Genomic DNA, 20,230 nt, shown 5'->3' with positions numbered 1-20,230 from the left:
AAATGGTCAACCAACGAGGCCTTCCGAATGAACCACAGCCCCCGGCAATCGCAGGCAAGCGTCTCCGAAGTGTTCCGCGTCTTCCTGAAGCTGGGGCTCACCTCCTTCGGCGGCCCGATCGCGCATCTGGGCTATTTTCGCGACGAACTGGTGACACGGCGAAAATGGCTGAGCGAAAGCGCCTATGCCGATCTGGTGGCACTATGCCAGTTCCTGCCGGGTCCCGCCTCCAGCCAGGTTGGCTTTGCACTTGGCCTGACGCGGGCGGGTTGGGGCGGCGCCTTTGCGGCTTTCCTCGCCTTCACCTTGCCATCTGCCCTGATCCTTCTCGGCCTCGCCATGACCGCAACACGCCTCGAAGGCCCGCTTGCGCTCGGCGTCCTGCATGGCCTCAAGATCGTCGCCGTCGCCATCGTCGCGCAGGCCGTGTGGGGCATGGCCAAAAACCTCTGCCCCGACAAAGAGCGCGCCACGATCGCGGTCGCAGCCGTGCTTCTGCTCGCTTGGGCGCCGGGCGCCATGGGTATGATGGCCGCCATTCTCCTTGGCGCGATCGCCGGGCTCGCCTTGAGCAAGGGGCAGGTTGCGACCGGCGGGCATCTGCCTGTGCCGGTTTCACGGACAGCCGGCCTCATGGTCGTTCTACTCTTCGCCATCTTGCTGCTTGGTCTCCCGCTCCTGGCCGGGCAGGCGCAGGGATGGGCGCTGGCCGACAGCTTCTATCGCGCCGGCTCGCTGGTGTTTGGCGGCGGGCATGTCGTGCTGCCGTTGTTGCAGGCCGAAACCGTCACGCCGGGGTGGGTGTCGGATGACGCCTTCCTCGCGGGCTATGGCGCCACGCAGGCGGTGCCGGGGCCGCTCTTCACCTTTGCCGCCTGGCTCGGAGCGGTCATGGGACCGGCCCCGAACGGCGTCACTGGCGCGGCAATCGCTCTTGCCGCACTTTTCCTTCCGGGCTTCCTCATCCTGATCGGGGCACTTCCTTTCTGGGATCAGTTGCGCCGTACGACATGGGCGCAGTCGGCCATGCAGGGCGCCAATGCCGCCGTCGTCGGAATCCTCGGCGCTGCGCTTTATTCACCTGTCTTCACAAGCGCGATCGGCGGCATGCCTGACTTCGCACTGGCCATGATCTGCTTCGTGGCGCTGATGGCCTGGGAAGCTCCGCCGTGGGTTGTGGTTTTGCTGGCGGCCATGGGTGGAGCTGCCCTTGGCCTGACGACGTAAGGCGATGGCGTGCTCATTCTGTCAGGCCCGAGGGCATGGATCGAACAAAGCTGAATACTCGCCACGTCGAGGGCCGAGGCGGGCCGGCCTCTTTCTTGCAGAAGAAGATGCCCGATGATTGACGCATCGCATGAGTCCGCCTGAGTATGTTTGTGATTGATCGCTAAATAAAGAGGTGCCGCGTGCGCAAGTCAGCGGAGCTTCGCAAGGCCGAGATTGTTGCTGCCGTCCTGGATTTAGCCGACGGGATCGGCCCGGACCGGGTGACGACAGGAGCGGTCGCATCGGCAATTGGGGTGAGACGCAGGCTGCGCTGTTTCGACATTTTCCGACCAAGGAAACGCTGTGGCAGGCCGTGGCCGAGCATGTGGCCGAAACCGCAGCCCTTCCATGCGCGGCGGCGGGCGGAACGGGCCAGATTGTCGAAGATGACCTGGACCTTGTCGGCCAGATCGCCCTTGGCCCTCGCGAACCAATGCTGGAAAGCCGCCAGATTGGGCTGGTCCCGCATCTCCAGCCAGGCGGCGATCAGATCGTCCTTGCTGCGGAAATGATAATAGAAGGCCACTGCCCTCCACACGGAAGCGCATCGTCCGGCCCAGTTGCCAACGCCGCAGTATTTCTCGCGGCACTATTACGACCTGGCCATGCTCCTCGACACAGGGGAGGGTCAGGCCGCTGTCAGCAACTTCGATCTGTTGGCGCAGGTGGCGAAGCACAAGGCGACCTTCTTTCGGTCAGGCTGATCCAGCTACGACACGGCTCGGCCGGGGACGCTGCGGCTTATGCCGGACGACGCCCGGATCAAGGACTTGCGCGCGGACTATCGGGCGATGGCGCCGATGATGTTCAATCAGGCTCCGCCATCGTTCGGTGAAATTCTTGTTAGGATTGCGGCACTCCAACAGGCGATCAACCGGTAAGCCAACAGGAGATGCAGGAATGCTGCGGAACCGCCCCACCCGCCGGGTTGGCCTCCGCACCGTCTCGGCCTCTTCCAGCGTGATCGCCTCGAGCTCAGGCTGGGCGCCAACCGGCAGCGACGCGCGGCGCAAGATGGCGCCTGTATCAAAGGGTACGAAGAAAAGGTCGGGAAGGTTCCACATTTTGGTGCTACCCTCCGAATGTACGGCAAACCTGCCAAGAATGTTGGCTTTCCTGAGCATACCGCCGATGCGATACCGTTTAACGAATCGGGCACGGCCCCTGCAAGACGGCGAGCCGGCGTTCGCTATTCCAGTGAAGATGCTTCGCCATCGCCATGAGCTGGCGGCGACAATTTCATTTATTACGCGGCGTAAGCTATTTGGACTATCATATTGGGGCCTACAGCCCGGCTATTTTGATCGAATGCCGCAGGACAGCGGTGTACTCGTTCGCCCGGCTGTGCCGATTGCCGAATTAGTTCCTGGCGCAACATTCCCAGGCGACATTGATCTCCTCATCGTTCCCTACGAGGGGAACGAGCTTGTTCTGGATAGAACGATAGCCATCGAAATAAAGATCGTCAGGGCAAGCTTCGCCAAACAAGGCAAGTCGCCGAATGATTTTGGGGTTACCCAGGCAACCGCCCTTCAGAAGCTCGGGTTTCCTTATGTCGCAATCGCGCACCTCATCGTTTCCGACCAAAGCCCACGCGAAGCCTGGAGACCGGCTGGTCTTGTGCGGATAATCGGGCCTGACGGCCTGGCGGAGCAACTTCCCGATATCGAGACGGATTGGCTGCCCGCCGATCTCATGGAGCGCTCGTTTGGCCGCATGCAGGCAACCGCACCGGAGCCCATCGGCCTTGTGGCTGCATATCTGGGCCCCAATGATGAAAATCTCTTCGACGTCGCGCACGGAACCTGGTTTCCGCTATGCCGCGCGGCACAGTCTGGCGCAAAATCAAACAGCGCATTGCTTGCTGCCGTCGCTGCACTGGTGGAACGGCGTCAGGACTATTTCCTCGACAATCCACGCTACGATCCGGCCTAAAGGGCGCCTCTCTGGTCCATCCTCATTGAAGGAGCTCACCTGGAAGTACAGTTTTAACCATGAAGGAGGACCACTATGACACAAAAGCAGCACAAGACCGTATAAATCGTAATGAAGCTGCTGCAGGTAACCTGTTTCGGCCCGCTGCAACGCAAAACCAACACACCCACAGCGGACGCTATGGGTGTGTTGGTTTCAGTGGTCGCGGAAGCAGGCGATCACCGAGACCAACACTCGCTTGAAGCCTCTGTTTATTAAAATAGGATCCAAGGCCCTCATCTTCGCAACCCATTTAAAGGCATGAGGCCCAAACTCAAAGGTTGTCCTGTGGCATTCACCGCCTATGATGTCTAGCTTCAGTCAGAATCCCAAGCTCCATCTCTTCCAGAGTTCGAGCCTTTCCCCCAAACCCAAGCATTCCAAAGACCTCTCCAGGCCGAGTTCCGGCAACTGCCGGATTCTGCGAGATGGCGCCCTCATCGGGCTTCATATCTGCGATCCGGGCGCTCGAAGCCCCCTCTCCTCCTTCGTAACCCTTATCGTCCTCGCTCTCCGCCATTCTCGTTACCCAACTATCAGTTAGTTCCTTCATCACTCTATGCAGCCGCCCAGACCTGATTGAGGATTCTCGCAGCGATCTCCGCCTTGTCTTGGGGCAGGAAGCGGCCGTAGTGCTGAGCGACCATCTCGGGGATGTCCTGGATCGCATAGCTTGCCTGCTCGTACGAGCCGGTCTGCTTGAGGATATGGGCGGCCAGCACGTCCCGGACGTTGTGAGGCCCATGCGGCAGCAACCCTTCGATTGCCCCTTGCTTCGTCCAGCCGGACGATGCGCTCGCCGTCAGTGGCGGACAGCCGTTCGCCCGTGTCGGAAAGCCCTTCGGACAGCCGGTCCACCCAAAGGCGGCCGTCCGGGTTCAACATCACCTTGACCACGGCCGGGTCTGCAAGCAGCCGGGCAATGGCGGGGCCGAGCGCGGTGCGCAACATGCGCGCGCCGCGCTGAATCGCTTCCTGTCTGTGGTGGTTGATGGTCATGTCGGCCCCGGCTTCCGGCGGGGACGCGACAGACGACCCCGGCGATGGGGTCGATTAAGAAAGCCCGGAAATGAGCAGCTTCAACAAGTATCTGTGCCCGTGCGGGCATCGGCGGTAATCGGCGGTGAATGGGACGGGTCGCAAATGACCCGCCGGCTCTTTGTTCACCCCCGGACCCGGATCAGGCGTGACCGACGAACGGCTTTTGCCGGATGAAGCTGCCCTTCTCCAGACTGTCCAGAATGAACGAGGCGACTTCGGCGCGGGTAATCGAACTAAGCTGTAATCCCGGCGGGATTTCCGTGTAAACCTGCAATGACCCCGGGACGGCCTTCGTCGCAAACGGGGCTGGCCGGATGATCGTCCAGTCCAGATCGCTTTGCTCGATCAGGGCCTCCTGCCGGTCCTTGTCGGCATAGCGGTTCCGGGTAAACAGCGGAAAGATGATGCGATTATAGAGCCAGCCACCGTGGCCGTGCGTCTCGCCAGCACCAACGCCCGTGACGGCGACGAGTCGGTTCACCCCGGCCGCCTTCATCACCGGAAGCAGCGCCCCGGTCGCGTCGGAGAACAGGCTGGTCCGGCCGATGCCGTCGATGCCGAGGCATTGAACCACGGCATCCTGTCCGCCGATATGCCGCTCCAGAAAGGCCCGATTCACCGGCGAGCCGATGGCCACCCGCACCGCCGCCGTCTCGGTGATCCTTCCCGCCGTCCGGGTCTGCGCCGTGATGCGATGGCCGCGCGCCGCCGCCTGTTCCAGCAGGCTGGAGCCGACCCCTCCCGACGCGCCGAGCACGAACAGCCGCATGTGGATTATCCTTATTACTGCATCGCCTTGCGTGGACGGCCGCCCTTGGCTCCGTTCGCACGGGCCGCGGCGGCCTTGGCGGCGGAGGTGGTCTGTCCGGCACGCCGGGCCATCCATGCCTTCGTGCCGAAAATGCCCGCCATAAGTCCCGGCAGGGACAGATCGGCGTCCAGTTCCTCCCAATGCAGCCCATAGCCCCGACCGAGGATTTCGACAGCGGCAAGCTGGTCGTCCGTTGCCCCCTCAAGCCCCTGCGCCAGACGCGGCGGAAAGGCGAAGGTGCAGCCGTTCTCAAGATCGACGATCACCCGGCCTGAAGCCCGGTCGTAGCGTGCGGCGGCGGCGCGTGGCTCATTGGCGCGCGCCATGCGGCCCCGCTCCAGCGCGGCGTCGATTGCGGCATCGGTCAGGTCAGCCATGTATCTCTCTCCATCGTGCCAGAAATGCGTCCCTGTGTTCGGTCACGACAGCCATCGCGCCGCAGCTCGTTCCGCTTCATGTCCTCCGCCCAGACCAGTTCCGGCCCGCCCTCGGGTCCGGCCAGGTTGATCTTGGCGTGACCGTCGCCGAACACATGCACATGCGCCGGCTCGTGGTCGTCGGTATAGATGACGATGCGCAGCCCATGCGCGCGGTGGATGGTGACCATGGGATCAGATAACCTATCGTGATGGGTTTTTCAAGATGTCGTCGATGCTCGCTCCGCGCGACGGCTCATCCTGTGTGGAGAATGCAGGCATATCGCGCGACAGCTCCTTGAGGAACCTGTCGCCGGTTGCCAGGCGCTTGCCGAGGGTCTGCATGAATCCCTCGAACCGCTCGGCCCCCTTGGCTCGGGCCGAGGCTTGGGCGCTTTCGGGCTGCGGAGGCGTGGCGGCAAGCCAGAAATAGACGAACAGCGAGACGGTTTCGCCAAGCACCGCGAGATCTTCGTCGAGCATGTCCATCTGACGGCCGATCCTGTCCAGGCGGCGCGACATGGCCGCTTCCAGCCGATCCGCCGCGTCACCGGAAAGGAAGGAGGCGACGGCGGCTTCGACGATGGCGGATTTCGACACGTTGCGGCGCAGCGCCAGCATTTCGACCTGCTTCAACAATTCAGGATCGAAATAGACGTTCATGCGGGTGCGCGTGGTCATGGGCGGTCCTTCAAAGCTCGATGCCGTCATCCGGGTTCATCGCCACCTGCCGTGCGACCATCCTCATGCGCTGTCGGATAGTGCGGGCCTTGGCCGCGTCAACGTCCGGCTCGTCGTCCAGAAACTCGAACTCCTGTTCGGGCGATGGCGGCGGGGCGACGATTTCCTCATGCTCGGGCAATTCCGGCTCGCGGCGTATGCCGGCATTGGCCGGATCGCCCTCGGCTCCGTCTGCGGCGTCGGTCGCGGAACGGCTTTCCGCCGCGACCACGCGGCCGGACCAATCATCGGCGGATGGGCTGGACGCCAGCGGAGCGGCGACCAATTCGGGCGGGGTCAGGATGCGTTCCTGAAATCGCGCATCCTCGAAATAGCGGGCCTTGGTCGCACGGATCGGCGGCGTGCCCGCGACCATCACGATTTCATCGGTGGGGGGTAGCTGCATGATCTCGCCCGGCGTGAGCAGCGGCCGGGCCGTCTCCTGCCGCGACACCATGAGATGCCCGAGCCACGGGGCCAGCCTGTGCCCGGCATAGTTGGTGGAATCGCGCAGCTCGGTCGCGGTACCGAGCGCGTCGCTCACCCTTTTCGCGGTCCTTTCGTCGTTCGTGGCAAAGGACACCCTCACATGGCAATTGTCGAGAATGGCGTTGTTCGGCCCGTAGGCGCGTTCGATCTGATTGAGGCTCTGCGCGATCAGGAAGCCTTTGATTCCATACCCCGCCATGAAGGCGAGCGCCGATTCAAAGAAGTCGAGCCGGCCGAGCGCCGGAAACTCGTCCAGCATCAACAGCAGCCGATGGCGCTTGCCGGAGGTGGTCAATTCCTCGGTTAAGCGCCTACCGATCTGGTTGAGGATCAGGCGGATGAGCGGCTTGGTGCGGTTGATGTCGGACGGCGGCACGACAAGATAGAGCGTGACAGGCTGGCGGCTGCCGACCAGATCGGCAATGCGCCAGTCGCATCGTGCCGTCACCCGCGCCACCACGGGATCGCGGTAGAGGCCGAGAAAGGACATGGCGGTGGACAGCACGCCGCTGCGTTCGTTCTCGCTTTTGTTCAGCAGCTCGCGGGCCGACGACGCGATGACGGGATGAACGCCGCTCGGCCCAAGATGCGGCGTATCCATCATGGCGCGCAAGGTCGCCTCGACCGGACGGCGGGGGTCGGACAGGAAATTGGCGACGCCCGCCAAGGCCTTGTCCTTCTCCGCATAGAGAACATGCAGGATCGCGCCGACCAGCAGGCTATGGCTGGTCTTTTCCCAATGGTTGCGCTTGTCGAGGCTGCCTTCGGGATCGACCAGAATATCCGCAATGTTCTGCACGTCCCGAACCTCCCACTCGCCCCGTCTCACCTCCAGCAGCGGGTTGTAGGCGGATGATCCGGCATTGGTCGGATCGAACAGCAGGACTCGGCCATGCTTCGCGCGAAAGCCCGCTGTCAGCGTCCAGTTCTCGCCCTTGATGTCATGGACGATGCAGCTTCCCGGCCATGTCAGCAGCGTCGGCACCACCAGCCCGACGCCTTTGCCGCTGCGGGTCGGGGCGAAGCATAGGACATGCTCGGGACCGTCATGGCGCAGATAGTCCCTGTCGTAACGGCCGAGCACCACGCCATCGGGGCCGAGCAAGCCGGGGCTGCGGATTTCCTTTTCCTCCGCCATCGCGCTGATCCGTAGGTGACGACGTTGCGGGCCTCCCGCGCCCGGATGATCGACATGAAGATGGCGGCGACGATTGCGAGGAAGCCACCCGATACGGCGATGATGCCACCCTCCACGAAGATCGCGGGCGCATAGGCGTCGAACGAAAACCACCACCAGAAGAAGGCCGGCGGGTGATAGATCGGCAGGCCCGCCAGTTCGAACCATGGCGCTCCAAGCTGCGGCTGAAAGCCGAGGCGGAAGGCAACCCATTGCGTCGCTGCCCAGGTCATCACCAGAACGATGGTGAAGACGACAGCGATTTGGCCCCAAAGGATTCGTCCTCCGCGCATCGGGACTCCGATCATCAAATGATACGAAGCCGATCAGAGGATGGGTGCCCCCACGGATATCAACCGGAAATCGCACCCGGGAGGGCTGCCGGATACTATCGGCGGCAAAAAGGACGGGTTGCAGCGGGCATCCGGCTGCAATGCTCGCCCTTCATGCCGTCGGCCTTGTGAACACATAGACCAGCCCGAATCCCATCAGCCCGCCGACGAGTGCGATCAGCAGCCAGCCCGGACGACCGCCCCAAAGAAAGAGCCCGAATCCGAGCATGGTGCCGCCCAGCGACATCCATTTCGCCCGCATCGGGATCGCCCCGCGCTCGCGCCAGTCGCGCAGTAGCGGGCCAAAGCGCGGATGGGCCAGAAGCCAGTTCTCCAGCCGCTGCGAGGATCGCGCGAAACAGGCCGCTGCCAAGATCAGGAAGGGCACCGTCGGCAGCACCGGCAGGAAGGCCCCCACGAAGCCGAGCCCGGTGAAGAACAGCCCCAGCGCCAGGAACAGCCAGCGCAGGGCAGTCGATTGCCGCGCGGGACGAGTCATGCGCGGGTCCGTCGGCGCTTCAGGAAAGGCTCGTTCAGGAAGGTGCCGAAGGGGAACAGCGAGGCGGCGAAGGTGCGCAGCCAGTCGGTCACGCTCCACCCCCGCCCCCACAGCGCGGCGATCATCAGCGCGACATAGGCGAGGAAGGCATAGCCGTGGACCGGCCCCATCACCTGCACCCACGCGGGATTGTCCAGCGCGTATTTCACCGGCATCGCGACTAGGAACAGCAGGATCGTCGTCACGCCCTCGACTACGGCGACCAGCCGGAAGAGGTCGAAGAGCCGGTTAGAAACGGGGCGGGCGTCAGCCTGGCTCATGGCTCGGGTCCTTCCTTATGCGTTCGGGGCGGAAGCCCATACCGATCAGCCGCCCCATCAGCCGCGACAGCACCGGCCAGCGGGCGATCAGGCGCACGAAGCCCGGCGGGCGCGGCGCGGCCTTGCCCTTCGCGTTGCGCTTGCGGCGCATCATCCGCTGCAAGCCTTGGGTGGCGCGGGTCGGGAACATCCGCCGCGCCTGCACCTTTGCCAGATCGGCATCGCGCAGCCGCCCCTCGCGCAGCGGGCGGGCGAGGATATTCGCCGCCGCCACCGCATCCTGGATGGCAAGGTTGACGCCGAAGCCGCCGACCGGCGACATCGCATGGGCGGCATCACCGATGCACAGCACGCCGGGCGCCCACCAGCGCCGCAAGCGGTCCATGCGGATCGACAGCAGATGCACCTGATCCCAATCGGCGATCTCCTCGAACCGATCCGCGGGCAGAGGCGCCAGCGCAGCCAGCGCCTGACGAAAGGCCGGCAGGCCAGCGGCCTTCACGTCGTCGAAGCTGCCCTTGCGGATGACATAGCCGCATTGCCAGAAATCGCCCCGGTCGATCAGCACCAGCCCCTGCTGCGGCCCGGCATAGCTCATCGCCGGGGCCGGATCGTCGGGCAGGCGCGACAGCCGCAGCCACAGAACGTCCACGGCCGAGCCGAAGTCGATCACCTCAAGCCCCGCCTGCGCACGCACCACGGAATGTCGCCCATCCGCGCCGATCACCAACGGCGCGCGGATTTCGCCCGTGCCACTATCGCTTTCCCACGCGACACCGCCGCCCGGCAGCAGACCGGTGACGCAATGGCCCATCAACAGGGTGAAACCGCGCAGACCGGCGGCCTTCGCGGCCAGAAAGTTCAGGAAATCCCATTGCGGCATGAAGGCGATATAGCGGCAATCCAGCGGCAAGCGGCTGAAATCGGCGATGGTGACCTGCCGCCCGGCGATCTCGGCATGCAGGTCGGCGGCCTTCTGATGCGGCAGGGCCAGAAACTCGTCCAGCCAACCCAATTGCACCATCAGTTGCAGGGTCGAGGGGTGAATCGTGTCGCCGCGGAAGTCGCGCAGGAAATCCGGGTGCCGTTCAAGCACGGTGACGCGCAGCCCGGCGCGGGCCAGCAAAAGCCCCGCCATCATCCCCGCGGGCCCGCCGCCCGCGATCACGCAATCCTGCCATGTTTCAGTCATCGAAAACCACCAGCCAAGAATCTCTGCCGATATGGTCTCTGGCTTGGCGGTAGCGGCGATCCCGTCGCAAACCGCCGGCTGGATGGATCGGATGCCTCGTTTTACCGCCCCGCCTCTGTAATGACCACCTCCGCCATGACGCAGATCGCTGTCCGAATCCGGGCCATTCGTCGCAGCTCCGGCCTGGGATGGGAAGGCGGACATCCAGGCCAGCGGTCGCTTCGCCTGAAAGAACCGGCTCGGACGGGCGATCAGATGTCCCGGGCCGCTTGCCGGTGGCGTTCCTCACTCTCCTCCCTGATCCCGTTCATGATCCGCCGGTAATGCTCGGCATATTGCAGACAGGCTTCCATCGCGACGCTGTCGTTACGCGCTGCCGCCTCCCGTGCGTGATACAGATATGTGGTGACCAGATCCTGCGCCCTGCCGCGGAGCTTCCCCGCCGGACCTGAACTCTCGTAGATCCGGTTGATGAGACTGCCGATATTCGACGGCCGGCGCTGTCCAGTCCGAAAATACTGCTGGTGTCGTTGCTGATTCATCCTGCCTCTATGGCTCGCACCGATCTTCGGGGCGATAACGTGCCCGCGTCTTTCCGGCGAGGGCGAGCAGATCGCGCAGGGTCTTGCTGCGGTTCTGCGGCGACCAGAGCGCGTAGAGCCGCACCGGCTCGTCGTCATCCGCGATCCGGCGCCAGATCAGACCTTCCGATACCGAGGCCTTCAGACTGGTGCCGGAAAAAGTGACGCCCTCGCCATGGGCGACCATCTGCATGAGCGTGTCCCGTTCCACGTCGACGCGGCGAAAATGCAGGGTTATTCCATGTTCCGCCATCCGCCGCACGGCATGGTCCCGCACCAGCGGCCCTGCCCCACCGTGCCTGATCAGAAAGGTCTCGCCGTCCAGATCGCGCCAGAAGATCTCATCCCTCCCGGCAAGCCGATGGCTCTCGCCGAGCATCAACACCAGCGGCTCCGACCAGAGCAACCGGCTGTGGCATTGCGGGGCACGCGGATCGCCGACCACCAGGGCGATATCGACATGATCCCCGATGACGGCGGGAACCGCTTCCTCGACCGGCCCTTCGGTGACGGCGTGGTCGATCTGGCCGAGACCGGCGGCGATCTCGGCCACGAAGGCCCGCCCGGCCTCCGTCAGACGCACGCCCCTGTGGCGGCGCTCGAAGACGATGATACCGATCTCTTCTTCCAGGTTGCGGATCCGCGTGCTGAGGCTGGACTGGCTCATGCCGAGCGCCTCGGCCGCATGACGGAAGTTCAGGTGTTCGGCCACCGCGAGAACCTGCGTCAGCGACAGCAGCGATATCCGCCGCCCGACGCGGGCAACGCTGCTGCGGGCGGTCATCCGCTGACCTGAGGATTCATCACCGCTCATGGGCCATTCTCCTCACACCCACATGCCTGCAGAGGCTGCAAAAAATCCCGGACCATGCTGTTCCTCCTCTTACTGCCCTGTCCCTCGTCGTGTTTGCCGCCCATGGTTCTGGCTGGCTGACCGGACGAGAACGCGGAGATCCGGATGGCAGGCGTGCAAAGGCAAAATCGGTTGGTGGTTCAATTCCTCATTGGCTGGCCAGCGCCTCGACTGGGCTTAGCCTGGCGGCGCGGATGGCGGGGACCAGGCCGAAGGCGGCGCCCATGGCGGTGGCGCCGGCCAGCGCGCCAAGCGCCACGGTGACGGAAAACACCACCGGCATGCCGAAGCCCGAGGCGGCGACCGCGCCGATCCCGCCCGCCAGCGCCAGCCCGGCCAGGCCGCCAAGCGCCGACAGCACCGTGGCCTCGGTCAGGAACTGCACCAGGATGTCGCGCATCGAGGCGCCGGTGGCGGCGCGGATGCCGATCTCGCGCGTGCGTTCGCGCACGGTGATGAACATGATGTTCATCACCCCGATGCCGCCGACGAAGATCGAGATCGCCGCGATGGCGCCCAGCAGCAGGTTCTGCGAGGCGCGCTCGGCCTCGGCCGCGGCAAAGGCCCCGGCCGCATCGGCCAGCCAGAAATCCTCGGCCCCGTGGCGCTGGGTCATCACCCGGCGCAGCAGCGCGTTGGTTTCCTCAAGCCGCGCCATGTCCTGCAATGCGACCACGATCACCGACAGCTCGCCCGGCCCGTAGACCCGGCTTTCCAGGCTGGCAAGCGGCATGGCCACCACCTTGTCGCGGTCGCTGCCGTTCTGGCTCAGCCCCTTGGCCTCCAGCACGCCGCCGACCAGAAAGGGCGACATGTTGACCATGACGAACTCGCCCGTCGGATCGCGGGTGTCGGGAAACAGCGTCCGCGCCACGGTCGCGCCCAGAAGCAGCACCGGGCTGCCGCCGCGCTCGTCCGTTTCGGAAAAGAAGCTGCCGCGCACCACGTCCCAGCCATGCACGCCGCGGAAATCGCGGTCCGTGCCCAGGATGTCACTGTCGATGGACAGCCCGCCCGCGGCGACCCTCGCCTGTTCCCACCGCCCCGGCATCACGCCCGCGACATTGGGCAGGCCCTTCAGCGCCATCGCATCCTGAAGCGTCAGCGGCCGGCGCGGCATGCGCGTGTCCTGGTCCGAGCTGACCACGACCCAGTTGGTGCCGATGGCCGAGGCGCGGCGGATGAATTCCTCCTGCGCGCCGCGACCGATGGCCAGCATGGCGACGACCGAGGCCACGCCGATGACGATACCCGACAGCGTCAGCGCGGTGCGCACCGGGCTGGCGGCGATGGCGGCAAAGGCCGCGCGGGCGGCCTCGCGCAGGGTAGAGAGAAGCGCCGGGCGGCGGTGGACCGGCGGCGGCAACGCCGGGGCGGGCTCGGCCGGCGGGGCAAAGCCGCTGTCGCCGGCGATCCGCCCCTCGGCCACGCGGATCACCCGATCGGCGCGGGCGGCGATGTCGGCGTCATGGGTGATCAGGATCACCGTATGGCCCTTGGCGGCAAGATCCGAGAGCAGCCGCATGACCTGCCGGCCGCTTTCGGCGTCGAGCGCGCCGGTCGGCTCGTCCGCCAGGATCACCGCGCCGCCGTTCATCAGCGCCCGCGCGATGGACACGCGCTGCTGCTGGCCGCCCGACATCTGCGCGGGACGCGCGCCCATCCGGTGCCCCAGCCCGAGGCTTTCCAGCAGCGCCGCCGCCCGCGCCCGCCGCGCCTCGCGCGCGGCCCCGGCATGGCTGGCGGGCAGCGCGACATTCTCCAGCGCCGTCAGCGTCGGGATCAGGTTGTATTGCTGGAAGACGAAGCCGAAGAGGCGATTGCGCAGCCCCGCCTGCGCGTCGCGCGACAGCCGCGCCACGTCCTGCCCGGCCAGGTGATAGCTGCCCGCCGTCGGCCGGTCCAGGAGGCCGAGGATGTTCATCAGCGTCGACTTGCCGGACCCCGAGGTGCCGACGATGGCCACGAACTCGCCCGCGCGGATGTCGAGGTCGATGCCGCGCAGCACATGGGCGCGCGCCGCACCCTCGCCGAAGACCCGGTGCAACCCGCGGATGCGGATCAGCGGGGGGTCATCCGCCGGGGCGGTCACGGTGCGATCCTCAGCAAAGGCTCGCCCTCGGTGGGGCGTTCTCCGGTGATCACCAGCTCGCCTTCCTCCAGCCCCGAGGTGATCTCGACATGGGAGCGGGTGCGCATCCCGGTCCGGGGGTGGCGGGTTTCCGGCGTGCCGGCCGCACTGAGAACGCGCACGGCCCCGTCCTCGTCCAGCGCCGAGACCGGGATGGCCAGCACATCCGCCGCGCTTTCGGTGACGAAGAAGACCTGCGCGGTCATGCCCGAAAGCAGCGCGCCGCCCGGATTGGCGATGTCGAACAGCGCCACATAGGTGACGACGGAATTGGCCTCCTCGCCCTCCTTGACCGGCGGCGCGGGCAGCACCTGGCGCAGGGTGGCGCGATGCTTGCGGTCGGGAAAGCCGAGCGTGGTGAACCAGACCGGCATGCCGGGGCGCAGATGCACCACATCCGCCTCGGAGACGTCGCTGCGCACCGTCATGGTGGCCAGGTCGGCGATGCGCAGGATCAGCGGCGTGTCGTAATTGGCGTTCAGCGTCTGCCCCTCGCGTGCCAGCGCCGCGACCACGGTGCCGGCCATGGGCGAGGTGATGCGCGAGCGGGCCAGCGTCGCCTCCTCGGCCCGCAACCCGGCGCGGCTGCGGCGGATGGTGGCGTCCAGCGCCTCGATCCGGGCGCGCAGCACGTCGCGGTCACGCTCGGCCTCTTCCAGCGTCACCCGGCTGCTGCTGCGCCCGGCCAGCGAGGAATGCCGCCCGGCCTGGCGCTCGGCAAAGCCCAGCTGCGCCTGCAATTCGCTGCGCTCGGCGGCCAGGCGGGCCAGTTCGGCCTGCAAGCCCTCGACCTGCGCCGCCTGCACCTCGGCGTCGATCTCGGCCAAGAGCTGCCCGGCCTCGACCCGGTCGCCGGCGGCGACATGCAGCCGGCGCAACTGCCCCGAGACCTGCGCGCCGACATCGACATGGGCATGGGGCTCGATCCGGCCCGAGGCGGTCACGGCGTTTTCCAGGTCGCGGCGGATGACTGGCGCGGTGTCATAGGCGACGGCGGGCGGTCCCCCGCGCAGATGCCACAGCCCCGCGCCGGCTAGGGCGGCCAGCGCCAGCACGGTCAGCACGACCCACCGCTTGCCGGGGCGCCGGGTCGGGGGCGATTCCTGCCATGGCGCAGGGATCTTCGCGCCGTGATTGAGGGCGTTCATTCGGCAAACCCATCCTTGATCCGTTCGGGGCTGGCGACGACGGCTTGCGATGGTTCGGTATGACCTGCCCGGATGACCCGAACACGATCCTATACGTCTTGACCTGGCTTGGCGGCCCGGTGCCGGGCTCTCGCAGATAGCGAGGCCGGCAGCCGGCAGGGCTGGCTCAGGACGCTCCGGCGCCGGACAGCAGCCCCGGCACATGCCCAGGCTCATGTCCCATACCGCAAATCGTGGTGCAACAGGATGCTGCACCGCGCGTTCAAACTCTCATCGATACGCAGCGGGCAGCTTCTCCAGATCGACCCGAATGACCGAATCCAGCGCGCCTTCGCGATAGTCGGAATGCTCCTTGTCATGCGGAACCTTGACGGTCACGAACAGGGTCTGGCCGTCTTCGCTGACCTCAATGCTGTTGGGGTGCACGGGCAGCGGAATGCGCTGCTTTACCGCATAGTCCTGCGCACCGATCACCACCAGCCCGCCGGTGCCTGCGTTTTCCTTCCGTGTCGTGCCCCGCCAGGTGGCATAAATCTCCGACCGGGCAGGATTGAATGCCACGTCCAGCGTGCCGGGGCCGACAGGGATTTGATTGACCACCTTGCCGTTGGCGATATCGAAGACGTAAATCGCACCCTTGTTCGCGTCGGCCGCAAACAGGCGCTGGCCTTCGGTGTCGATCGCCAGATTGAGGAAGAAATGCTGTGAAGCCTCGGCCGCCTCCTCGGTCGTATCGCCGGTCGAGATCATGCCTACCCGCTCGCCGCTGACCGCGTCGATGACCGAGATTTCCTCGATCCCGCCACCGCTGGCGTAGAAACGTCCCGCATTCGCATTATAAACCGCACCGGCCGGCCATAGCCCGCCCTCGATCCGGTGCAGCAACTCGCCCGCCTTCAGGTCCACAATCCAGACCACGCCCTCGCGGCCGGGACTGGTGACGAAGGCAAGGCCCCTGTCTTCGTCCAGCGTGATCATGCGGGTGTGTTCGAAGCCGCCCTCCTCCTTTTCCAATCCGAGCTGGATGGTGTCGAGAATCTGCCCGCCCTTCGCGTCGATCACGGTCAGCGAGCCGTCCAGCGTATTGCCGGCGTAGAGCCGCCCGGTTCTGCGGTCCAAGGCCAGCGCAAAGGGCCGGCGGGGCAGCTGGATCTGGCGAATGGGGTGCAGGTCATCGGCGTCCAGCACATGGATGAAGCCCGCCGTGCCTTCATCGAAGGACGGCACCGACGCGACGAAGGCCAGCCCTTCCTCCATCCAATGCACGACCTCATAGGCGCCGGGGATCGTGTCGGTGCGGATCATGGCGGGGGCAAATTCGGCCGTTGTCAGCGGTGCGGGTTCATTCGGCGCCTGCTGTGCGACAGCGGGCATCGCTAAGGTCAGTGCCAAAGCCACTGGCAGCACCATACGGAGCAAGTCTGTGCGGATAGTTAAGGGGATCATCAGTATCTTCCTGTTTCGAGCCGCAAGTACGGTGGTTCAAGGGAAGGGGCGGAAACGACCAGCAATGACCGCATCCATTACGAATTGGTTCGGGTTCTCACGAGACTCTGAAACTCCCGAACCCTCACATGAATACGATTACCTCAGAATGTACTGCGGAACGTCAACGCGATCTCGCGCGGGGGGCCGTAGAAATTGTTCTTGGACAAGGTGCCGAGCTGCGCATAATAGCCTCTATCAAAGACGTTGTTGATATTCAATGTCAGTGACGCGTCGTCGCTGAAATCATAGCGTACACTCAGATCCGCTACGGCATATCCACCTTGCCCAAAATTGAAGGGTACCTCGCTCCACTCCCCACCGGCACGCTCAACCCACTCCGTCCCACTAACCTTGGTGGTGCTTTGCGCGCGCAGGCCGGCGCCGATCGTCCACTTCGAATAATCATTAGGAAGGTTGTAGTTCGCCCATACCTTCAACAGATGTCTTGGTGTGATGGCGCTGTAAACACCGTTAGTTTCTTTATTTTTGTTGATATTAAGCGTATAGCCGGCGAATAGTTGAAGCCCTGACGCGACCTCACCTGAAACCTCTATGTCCAACCCCCTGCTAGTTACCTCACCATCGTCGAGATAACAGCAACTACTACCATTTCCTGGGTTAGACGCACCAGCGTAACGGGGATCCCGAACGGCCTCGCCCTCGCGCTTAGTATAGTAAGCCGCGAGGCTTGCGTTCATTGCTCCCCCCAGAAGTTCTCCCTTAAGACCAGTTTCGAAGGTGCGTCCGGTAATCGGGTTTAACGGCGATCCCGGCTCAGGGCCACGCAAATAGCGTGATTGCGATTGATAAATCGTTGCAACGCTTGCATATGCTGTCCAATCCCGGTTGAGGTCATGCGATACTGCAGCAAAAGGCGTCAGCACCCCATTATCGCTGTAATCAATAGCCTCACGCCAATTCACCGACCCGTCGCGATTGTAACTCGCTCGATGAAAGGAATACTTGTAATTTCCATAACGCGCGCCAAGGATGATCCGGGTTTGATCGCTCATTTCGAACTTTCCACGCGCGTATACACCATAGCGCGTTTCCGTGTATGGGTGGAAATTGAAATAATAATCTCCAGGAAAATCCGGTATAGTCGCAATCGGCCAATTCGCATCGTCCACATCGTCCAGATTGACTGCTGGTCCGGTGAATTCGCTGCGGTTTACGTCTGAGCTGTGCTTTGCATAGTCTAAGCCAATAACAATATCTGCGCGACGCCCAAGCAGATCAAAATCGCCAGAGATATTCGTATCAGCTTGGATCTGATAACCATCGGCCCAATTATGTGACCCGTTAAAGACCAAGCCATCGCCGGTCAGCGGATCAACCGCACCTGCCAGGTAGCCATAGAGGCCGCGGTATTTATGCTCGGCATAAGTAAGATTACTATTCCAAACCCAACCATTGGCAAAGTCATGCCGCAAACCCGCAAAAATCTCCCAGCCCTTATGATCCAGATCGGCCCAATCGGTGCCGAGGCTGGCTTCGACTGGAAGGCCGATATCAGAACCGTCCAGATAGCGCGGCATACCAGCCCACCAGGGAGCACTGCGCTGCCGATCGTAGCTACCACCAAAGGTTAGAACGGTGCTGTCGCCTAGGTCCGCTTCGATGATCGCGTAGAACGACCGGTTGTCCAATTCGCCCCCGTTATAGAAGGTGTCGCCCTTTTCCGCAGAAAGGATCATACGCGCCCGCACGTCGCCATCCTTAGTTAACGGGGTGCTGTAGTCATAGCTTACCGTCGCCCGATTCCAGTTGCTGTAGGACAGTTCGGCTGTGCTTGCCCGCTCGTCCAGCGGCCGCTTGCGTACCAGGCTAATGATACCGCCCGCCTCGCCATTACCCGAGAACAGCCCATCGGCCCCACGTAGCACCTCAACGCGATCATAGCGCGATAAGCCGATACTGCCGATCGCATCGTAGGAACTGGTCACGCCGACCGCGCCGCCGTCGATGCGCAAATTGCTGATTTCAAAGCCACGCGCGAAAAATCGGCCCGCGCCATAGTACTGATCCGGGGTCACGGTCACACCAGTCGCGCTGTTCATGGCGGCGCCAAGGTCCGTCAGACCGCGATCCTTAATCTGCCGCGTGGTGATCACTGTGACAGATTGCGGCGTCTCCCGCAGGGTCTCGTCGGTTTTCCCGATGGTACTGGCCGTCGTCGTATAGCTGTTGCTACCCTCGGTGTTCGCACCGCCTGCCTGAATCGTAATCGTGTCCAGCATGATCGAGCCGTCCGGGGCCACGCCCGATGCCCCTGCGCTGATCGGCACGATCGTCACCGTATTGGCGGCGGTGTATTGATACGTCAGACCGCTGCCCGCAAGGAGACGGGAAAGCGCCTCATCCGCTGTCAGATTTCCGGACACACCCGGCGACTGCTTGCCGCGCACGAGATCGGCCGGGTAGAGGATCTGGAGGCCAGAGCGTTCACCGAAACGCGTGATGGCCGAACCGAGCGGTCCGGCAGGCACCGCATAAGTAATTGACGCCTCCTGGGCTGCTGCGGGAAGATAAAGCCCGCCGCCCGAGATGATGGCTGTCGACGTCAACAGCGCGAGGGTAATGCGCATGCCAAGACCCGCCTTGGCATGACTGCGGGGGAAACTCTGCCTCATGATATCAAAACTCCCGTCCATATGGTTGAGGCGGCACCCGAAACGATGCCTGATATCCCCTAGACGGCTACTGGGCGGGGGCACCTCACCCCCTCCGGCAAACTTTCTTAACTTTTTTGTCGGGAAATCGGCTGCGGCCCGGTCAGGCGGGACGCAGCACGACCAGATAGCGCGTTACATGAGTGCTGCGCACCGGAAGGGTGTTCTCGATGGCCTCCAGAACCCCATCGGGGTTGGAGATGTCGAAGATGCCGCTGACCCGCATGTCCAGCAGCCTGTCGCTGGTGACCTGGATGGTTCCGCTGCGGTAACGATTGACGTCGGCCAGAACCTGGCGGAGCGGCCGGTCCTCGAAGATCAGCTTGCCGCGCAGCCATGCGGTTTCGATATAGGCATCGAAAGGCTCCACTGTGCCGGGCGCACCGTTGCCGAAGGAGATGCGCTCGCCTTCTTCAACCCGGACCTCGTCCAGCCCGGTCGATTGCACGGTGACGGCGTGCTCCTCGACCGCGATGGTCGTGCTGCCATCCCAGAGATGGACGGAAAAACGGGTGCCCAGCGCAGTGATGATCCCGCCCTCCGCACGCACGCGGAACGGACGAGGATCTGCTGCAACGTCGAAAAACGCCCGCCCTCGCTGCAGATGGATGCCTCGGACTTGATTGTCGAATTCCAGCGCAAAGGCCGTATCGGCATCAAGATCGACGGTGCTGCCGTCTTCCAGCGTGGCACGACGGGTTTCGCCCGTGCCGGTGTATTCGTCGCTTTGCAGGAAATCCGGCAGGCCGTTCAGCGCGAGGTAGCCGCCGGCCAGCCCCGCCGCGATACTGCCTGACAGCACCATGCGTCGGGATATTACCGGAGTAACCGGCGGCATCGGGGTAATCGACCGCGGATCCCGGACAGCATCAAGGTCGCTCCAGATTCCGCCGAGCTTCGCATATTCTTGCCGGTGCCGGAGATCGGCGGCAAGCCAGGCGGCATGGCGGGCACGGTCGGCTTCTGTGGCATCCCCCGAGTTCATGCGCACGAACCAGGCAAGCGCCTCGTCACGGACATCGCCTCCGTGGCCTTGCAGGTCTGGACTATCTTTGGCTCGTGCCATCGGGGTCACCGGCTAATGGATATGTCTTCCGGACGGAAATGGGGACGAGGT

18 protein-coding genes and 2 pseudogenes are annotated in these 20,230 nt (G+C 64.0%); 2 read left to right on the top strand and 18 right to left on the bottom strand.

Annotated features, from left to right (window positions below; translation table 11 throughout):
- Positions 1-27 precede the first annotated feature (27 nt).
- Entirely contained in the window at positions 28-1,227 is a 1,200-nt protein-coding gene (gene chrA / locus E3U25_RS11590) for a chromate efflux transporter (RefSeq protein WP_116222546.1), read from the top strand.
- A 163-nt stretch (positions 1,228-1,390) separates the two neighbouring features.
- Here chrA and E3U25_RS11585 read toward each other — a convergent pair whose 3' ends face one another.
- Entirely contained in the window at positions 1,391-1,795 is a 405-nt protein-coding gene (locus E3U25_RS11585; RefSeq protein WP_208861635.1) for a hypothetical protein, read from the bottom strand.
- A gap of 374 nt (positions 1,796-2,169) precedes the next feature.
- Between E3U25_RS11585 and E3U25_RS11580 the strand changes: the two genes are divergently transcribed.
- Positions 2,170-3,204: a hypothetical protein gene (locus tag E3U25_RS11580; RefSeq protein WP_147304538.1), complete on the top strand. Its 1,035-nt coding sequence runs from the start codon at positions 2,170-2,172 to the stop codon at positions 3,202-3,204.
- Between the two features lie 596 nt (positions 3,205-3,800).
- Here the strand turns inward: E3U25_RS11580 and E3U25_RS11575 are convergent.
- From E3U25_RS11575 to E3U25_RS11495, 17 genes and pseudogenes are all read right to left on the bottom strand, one after another.
- On the bottom strand, positions 3,801-3,965 hold the full coding sequence (locus tag E3U25_RS11575) for a hypothetical protein (RefSeq protein ID WP_208861634.1): 165 nt from the start codon (positions 3,963-3,965) through the stop codon (positions 3,801-3,803).
- Positions 3,966-4,023: 58 nt separating this feature from the next.
- A pseudogene (locus tag E3U25_RS11570) lies at positions 4,024-4,194 on the bottom strand (P-type conjugative transfer ATPase TrbB); the annotation flags it as partial.
- A 229-nt stretch (positions 4,195-4,423) separates the two neighbouring features.
- Positions 4,424-5,053 carry an NAD(P)-dependent oxidoreductase gene (locus E3U25_RS11565; RefSeq protein WP_116222545.1) on the bottom strand — a complete coding sequence of 210 codons (630 nt, stop codon included), beginning with the start codon at positions 5,051-5,053 and terminating at the stop codon, positions 4,424-4,426.
- 14 nt (positions 5,054-5,067) lie between these two features.
- Positions 5,068-5,472: a DUF2442 domain-containing protein gene (locus E3U25_RS11560; RefSeq protein WP_036757567.1), complete on the bottom strand. Its 405-nt coding sequence runs from the start codon at positions 5,470-5,472 to the stop codon at positions 5,068-5,070.
- Positions 5,460-5,702: a DUF4160 domain-containing protein gene (locus tag E3U25_RS11555; protein WP_181180967.1), complete on the bottom strand. Its 243-nt coding sequence runs from the start codon at positions 5,700-5,702 to the stop codon at positions 5,460-5,462. The genes E3U25_RS11560 and E3U25_RS11555 overlap by 13 nt, the downstream gene beginning before the upstream one ends.
- Positions 5,703-5,715: 13 nt before the next feature.
- On the bottom strand, positions 5,716-6,192 hold the full coding sequence (locus E3U25_RS11550) for a ribbon-helix-helix domain-containing protein (RefSeq protein ID WP_036757568.1): 477 nt from the start codon (positions 6,190-6,192) through the stop codon (positions 5,716-5,718).
- A 10-nt stretch (positions 6,193-6,202) separates the two neighbouring features.
- Positions 6,203-8,190, bottom strand: a pseudogene (locus E3U25_RS11545) (conjugal transfer protein TraG).
- Between the two features lie 151 nt (positions 8,191-8,341).
- Positions 8,342-8,728, bottom strand: coding sequence for a YbaN family protein (locus tag E3U25_RS11540; protein WP_036757570.1), 387 nt, complete (start codon positions 8,726-8,728; stop codon positions 8,342-8,344).
- Complete coding sequence (locus E3U25_RS11535; protein WP_036757573.1) at positions 8,725-9,048, bottom strand: DUF3817 domain-containing protein; 324 nt, start codon at positions 9,046-9,048, stop codon at positions 8,725-8,727. The genes E3U25_RS11540 and E3U25_RS11535 overlap by 4 nt, the downstream gene beginning before the upstream one ends.
- Complete coding sequence (locus tag E3U25_RS11530; protein WP_116222544.1) at positions 9,035-10,240, bottom strand: FAD-dependent oxidoreductase; 1,206 nt, start codon at positions 10,238-10,240, stop codon at positions 9,035-9,037. The genes E3U25_RS11535 and E3U25_RS11530 overlap by 14 nt, the downstream gene beginning before the upstream one ends.
- A 251-nt stretch (positions 10,241-10,491) precedes the next feature.
- On the bottom strand, positions 10,492-10,782 hold the full coding sequence (locus E3U25_RS11525; protein WP_166435575.1) for a DUF4167 domain-containing protein: 291 nt from the start codon (positions 10,780-10,782) through the stop codon (positions 10,492-10,494).
- 7 nt (positions 10,783-10,789) lie between these two features.
- Positions 10,790-11,635, bottom strand: coding sequence for a LysR family transcriptional regulator (locus tag E3U25_RS11520; RefSeq protein ID WP_244295279.1), 846 nt, complete (start codon positions 11,633-11,635; stop codon positions 10,790-10,792).
- 187 nt (positions 11,636-11,822) lie between these two features.
- Positions 11,823-13,766 (bottom strand): ABC transporter permease, encoded by a 1,944-nt coding sequence (locus E3U25_RS11515; protein ID WP_116220569.1) that lies wholly within the window; start codon positions 13,764-13,766, stop codon positions 11,823-11,825.
- The gene (locus E3U25_RS11510; RefSeq protein WP_116222542.1) at positions 13,763-14,953 is read right to left on the bottom strand and encodes an efflux RND transporter periplasmic adaptor subunit; all 1,191 of its coding nucleotides are present in this window, start codon (positions 14,951-14,953) and stop codon (positions 13,763-13,765) included. The genes E3U25_RS11515 and E3U25_RS11510 overlap by 4 nt, the downstream gene beginning before the upstream one ends.
- Before the next feature lie 270 nt (positions 14,954-15,223).
- Entirely contained in the window at positions 15,224-16,399 is a 1,176-nt protein-coding gene (locus E3U25_RS11505) for a YncE family protein (RefSeq protein WP_116222541.1), read from the bottom strand.
- A gap of 143 nt (positions 16,400-16,542) precedes the next feature.
- Entirely contained in the window at positions 16,543-19,029 is a 2,487-nt protein-coding gene (locus E3U25_RS11500) for a TonB-dependent siderophore receptor (RefSeq protein WP_166435574.1), read from the bottom strand.
- Positions 19,030-19,216: 187 nt separating this feature from the next.
- Complete coding sequence (locus E3U25_RS11495) at positions 19,217-20,179, bottom strand: FecR family protein (RefSeq protein WP_116222539.1); 963 nt, start codon at positions 20,177-20,179, stop codon at positions 19,217-19,219.
- Positions 20,180-20,230 lie beyond the last annotated feature (51 nt).

The sequence above is a fragment of the Paracoccus versutus genome (genome assembly GCF_029909795.1).
In the GTDB taxonomy this organism is placed as follows: Bacteria; Pseudomonadota; Alphaproteobacteria; order Rhodobacterales; family Rhodobacteraceae; genus Paracoccus; species Paracoccus versutus.
The sequence above is the reverse complement of the archived record's forward strand: the minus strand, read 5'-3'. Positions and strand labels throughout refer to the sequence as shown.

What these genes read in the sequence shown, in the direction of transcription:
- chrA (WP_116222546.1), top strand. Translation starts at nt 28, where the DNA reads ATGAACCACAGCCCCCGGCAATCGCAGGCAAGCGTCTCCGAAGTGTTC.
- E3U25_RS11580 (WP_147304538.1), top strand. Translation starts at nt 2,170, where the DNA reads ATGCTGCGGAACCGCCCCACCCGCCGGGTTGGCCTCCGCACCGTCTCG.
- E3U25_RS11565 (WP_116222545.1), bottom strand. Translation starts at nt 5,053, where the DNA reads ATGCGGCTGTTCGTGCTCGGCGCGTCGGGAGGGGTCGGCTCCAGCCTG.
- E3U25_RS11560 (WP_036757567.1), bottom strand. Translation starts at nt 5,472, where the DNA reads ATGGCTGACCTGACCGATGCCGCAATCGACGCCGCGCTGGAGCGGGGC.
- E3U25_RS11555 (WP_181180967.1), bottom strand. Translation starts at nt 5,702, where the DNA reads ATGGTCACCATCCACCGCGCGCATGGGCTGCGCATCGTCATCTATACC.
- E3U25_RS11550 (WP_036757568.1), bottom strand. Translation starts at nt 6,192, where the DNA reads ATGACCACGCGCACCCGCATGAACGTCTATTTCGATCCTGAATTGTTG.
- E3U25_RS11540 (WP_036757570.1), bottom strand. Translation starts at nt 8,728, where the DNA reads ATGACTCGTCCCGCGCGGCAATCGACTGCCCTGCGCTGGCTGTTCCTG.
- E3U25_RS11535 (WP_036757573.1), bottom strand. Translation starts at nt 9,048, where the DNA reads ATGAGCCAGGCTGACGCCCGCCCCGTTTCTAACCGGCTCTTCGACCTC.
- E3U25_RS11530 (WP_116222544.1), bottom strand. Translation starts at nt 10,240, where the DNA reads ATGACTGAAACATGGCAGGATTGCGTGATCGCGGGCGGCGGGCCCGCG.
- E3U25_RS11525 (WP_166435575.1), bottom strand. Translation starts at nt 10,782, where the DNA reads ATGAATCAGCAACGACACCAGCAGTATTTTCGGACTGGACAGCGCCGG.
- E3U25_RS11520 (WP_244295279.1), bottom strand. Translation starts at nt 11,635, where the DNA reads ATGAGCGGTGATGAATCCTCAGGTCAGCGGATGACCGCCCGCAGCAGC.
- E3U25_RS11510 (WP_116222542.1), bottom strand. Translation starts at nt 14,953, where the DNA reads ATGAACGCCCTCAATCACGGCGCGAAGATCCCTGCGCCATGGCAGGAA.
- E3U25_RS11505 (WP_116222541.1), bottom strand. Translation starts at nt 16,399, where the DNA reads ATGATCCCCTTAACTATCCGCACAGACTTGCTCCGTATGGTGCTGCCA.
- E3U25_RS11500 (WP_166435574.1), bottom strand. Translation starts at nt 19,029, where the DNA reads ATGCGCATTACCCTCGCGCTGTTGACGTCGACAGCCATCATCTCGGGC.
- E3U25_RS11495 (WP_116222539.1), bottom strand. Translation starts at nt 20,179, where the DNA reads ATGGCACGAGCCAAAGATAGTCCAGACCTGCAAGGCCACGGAGGCGAT.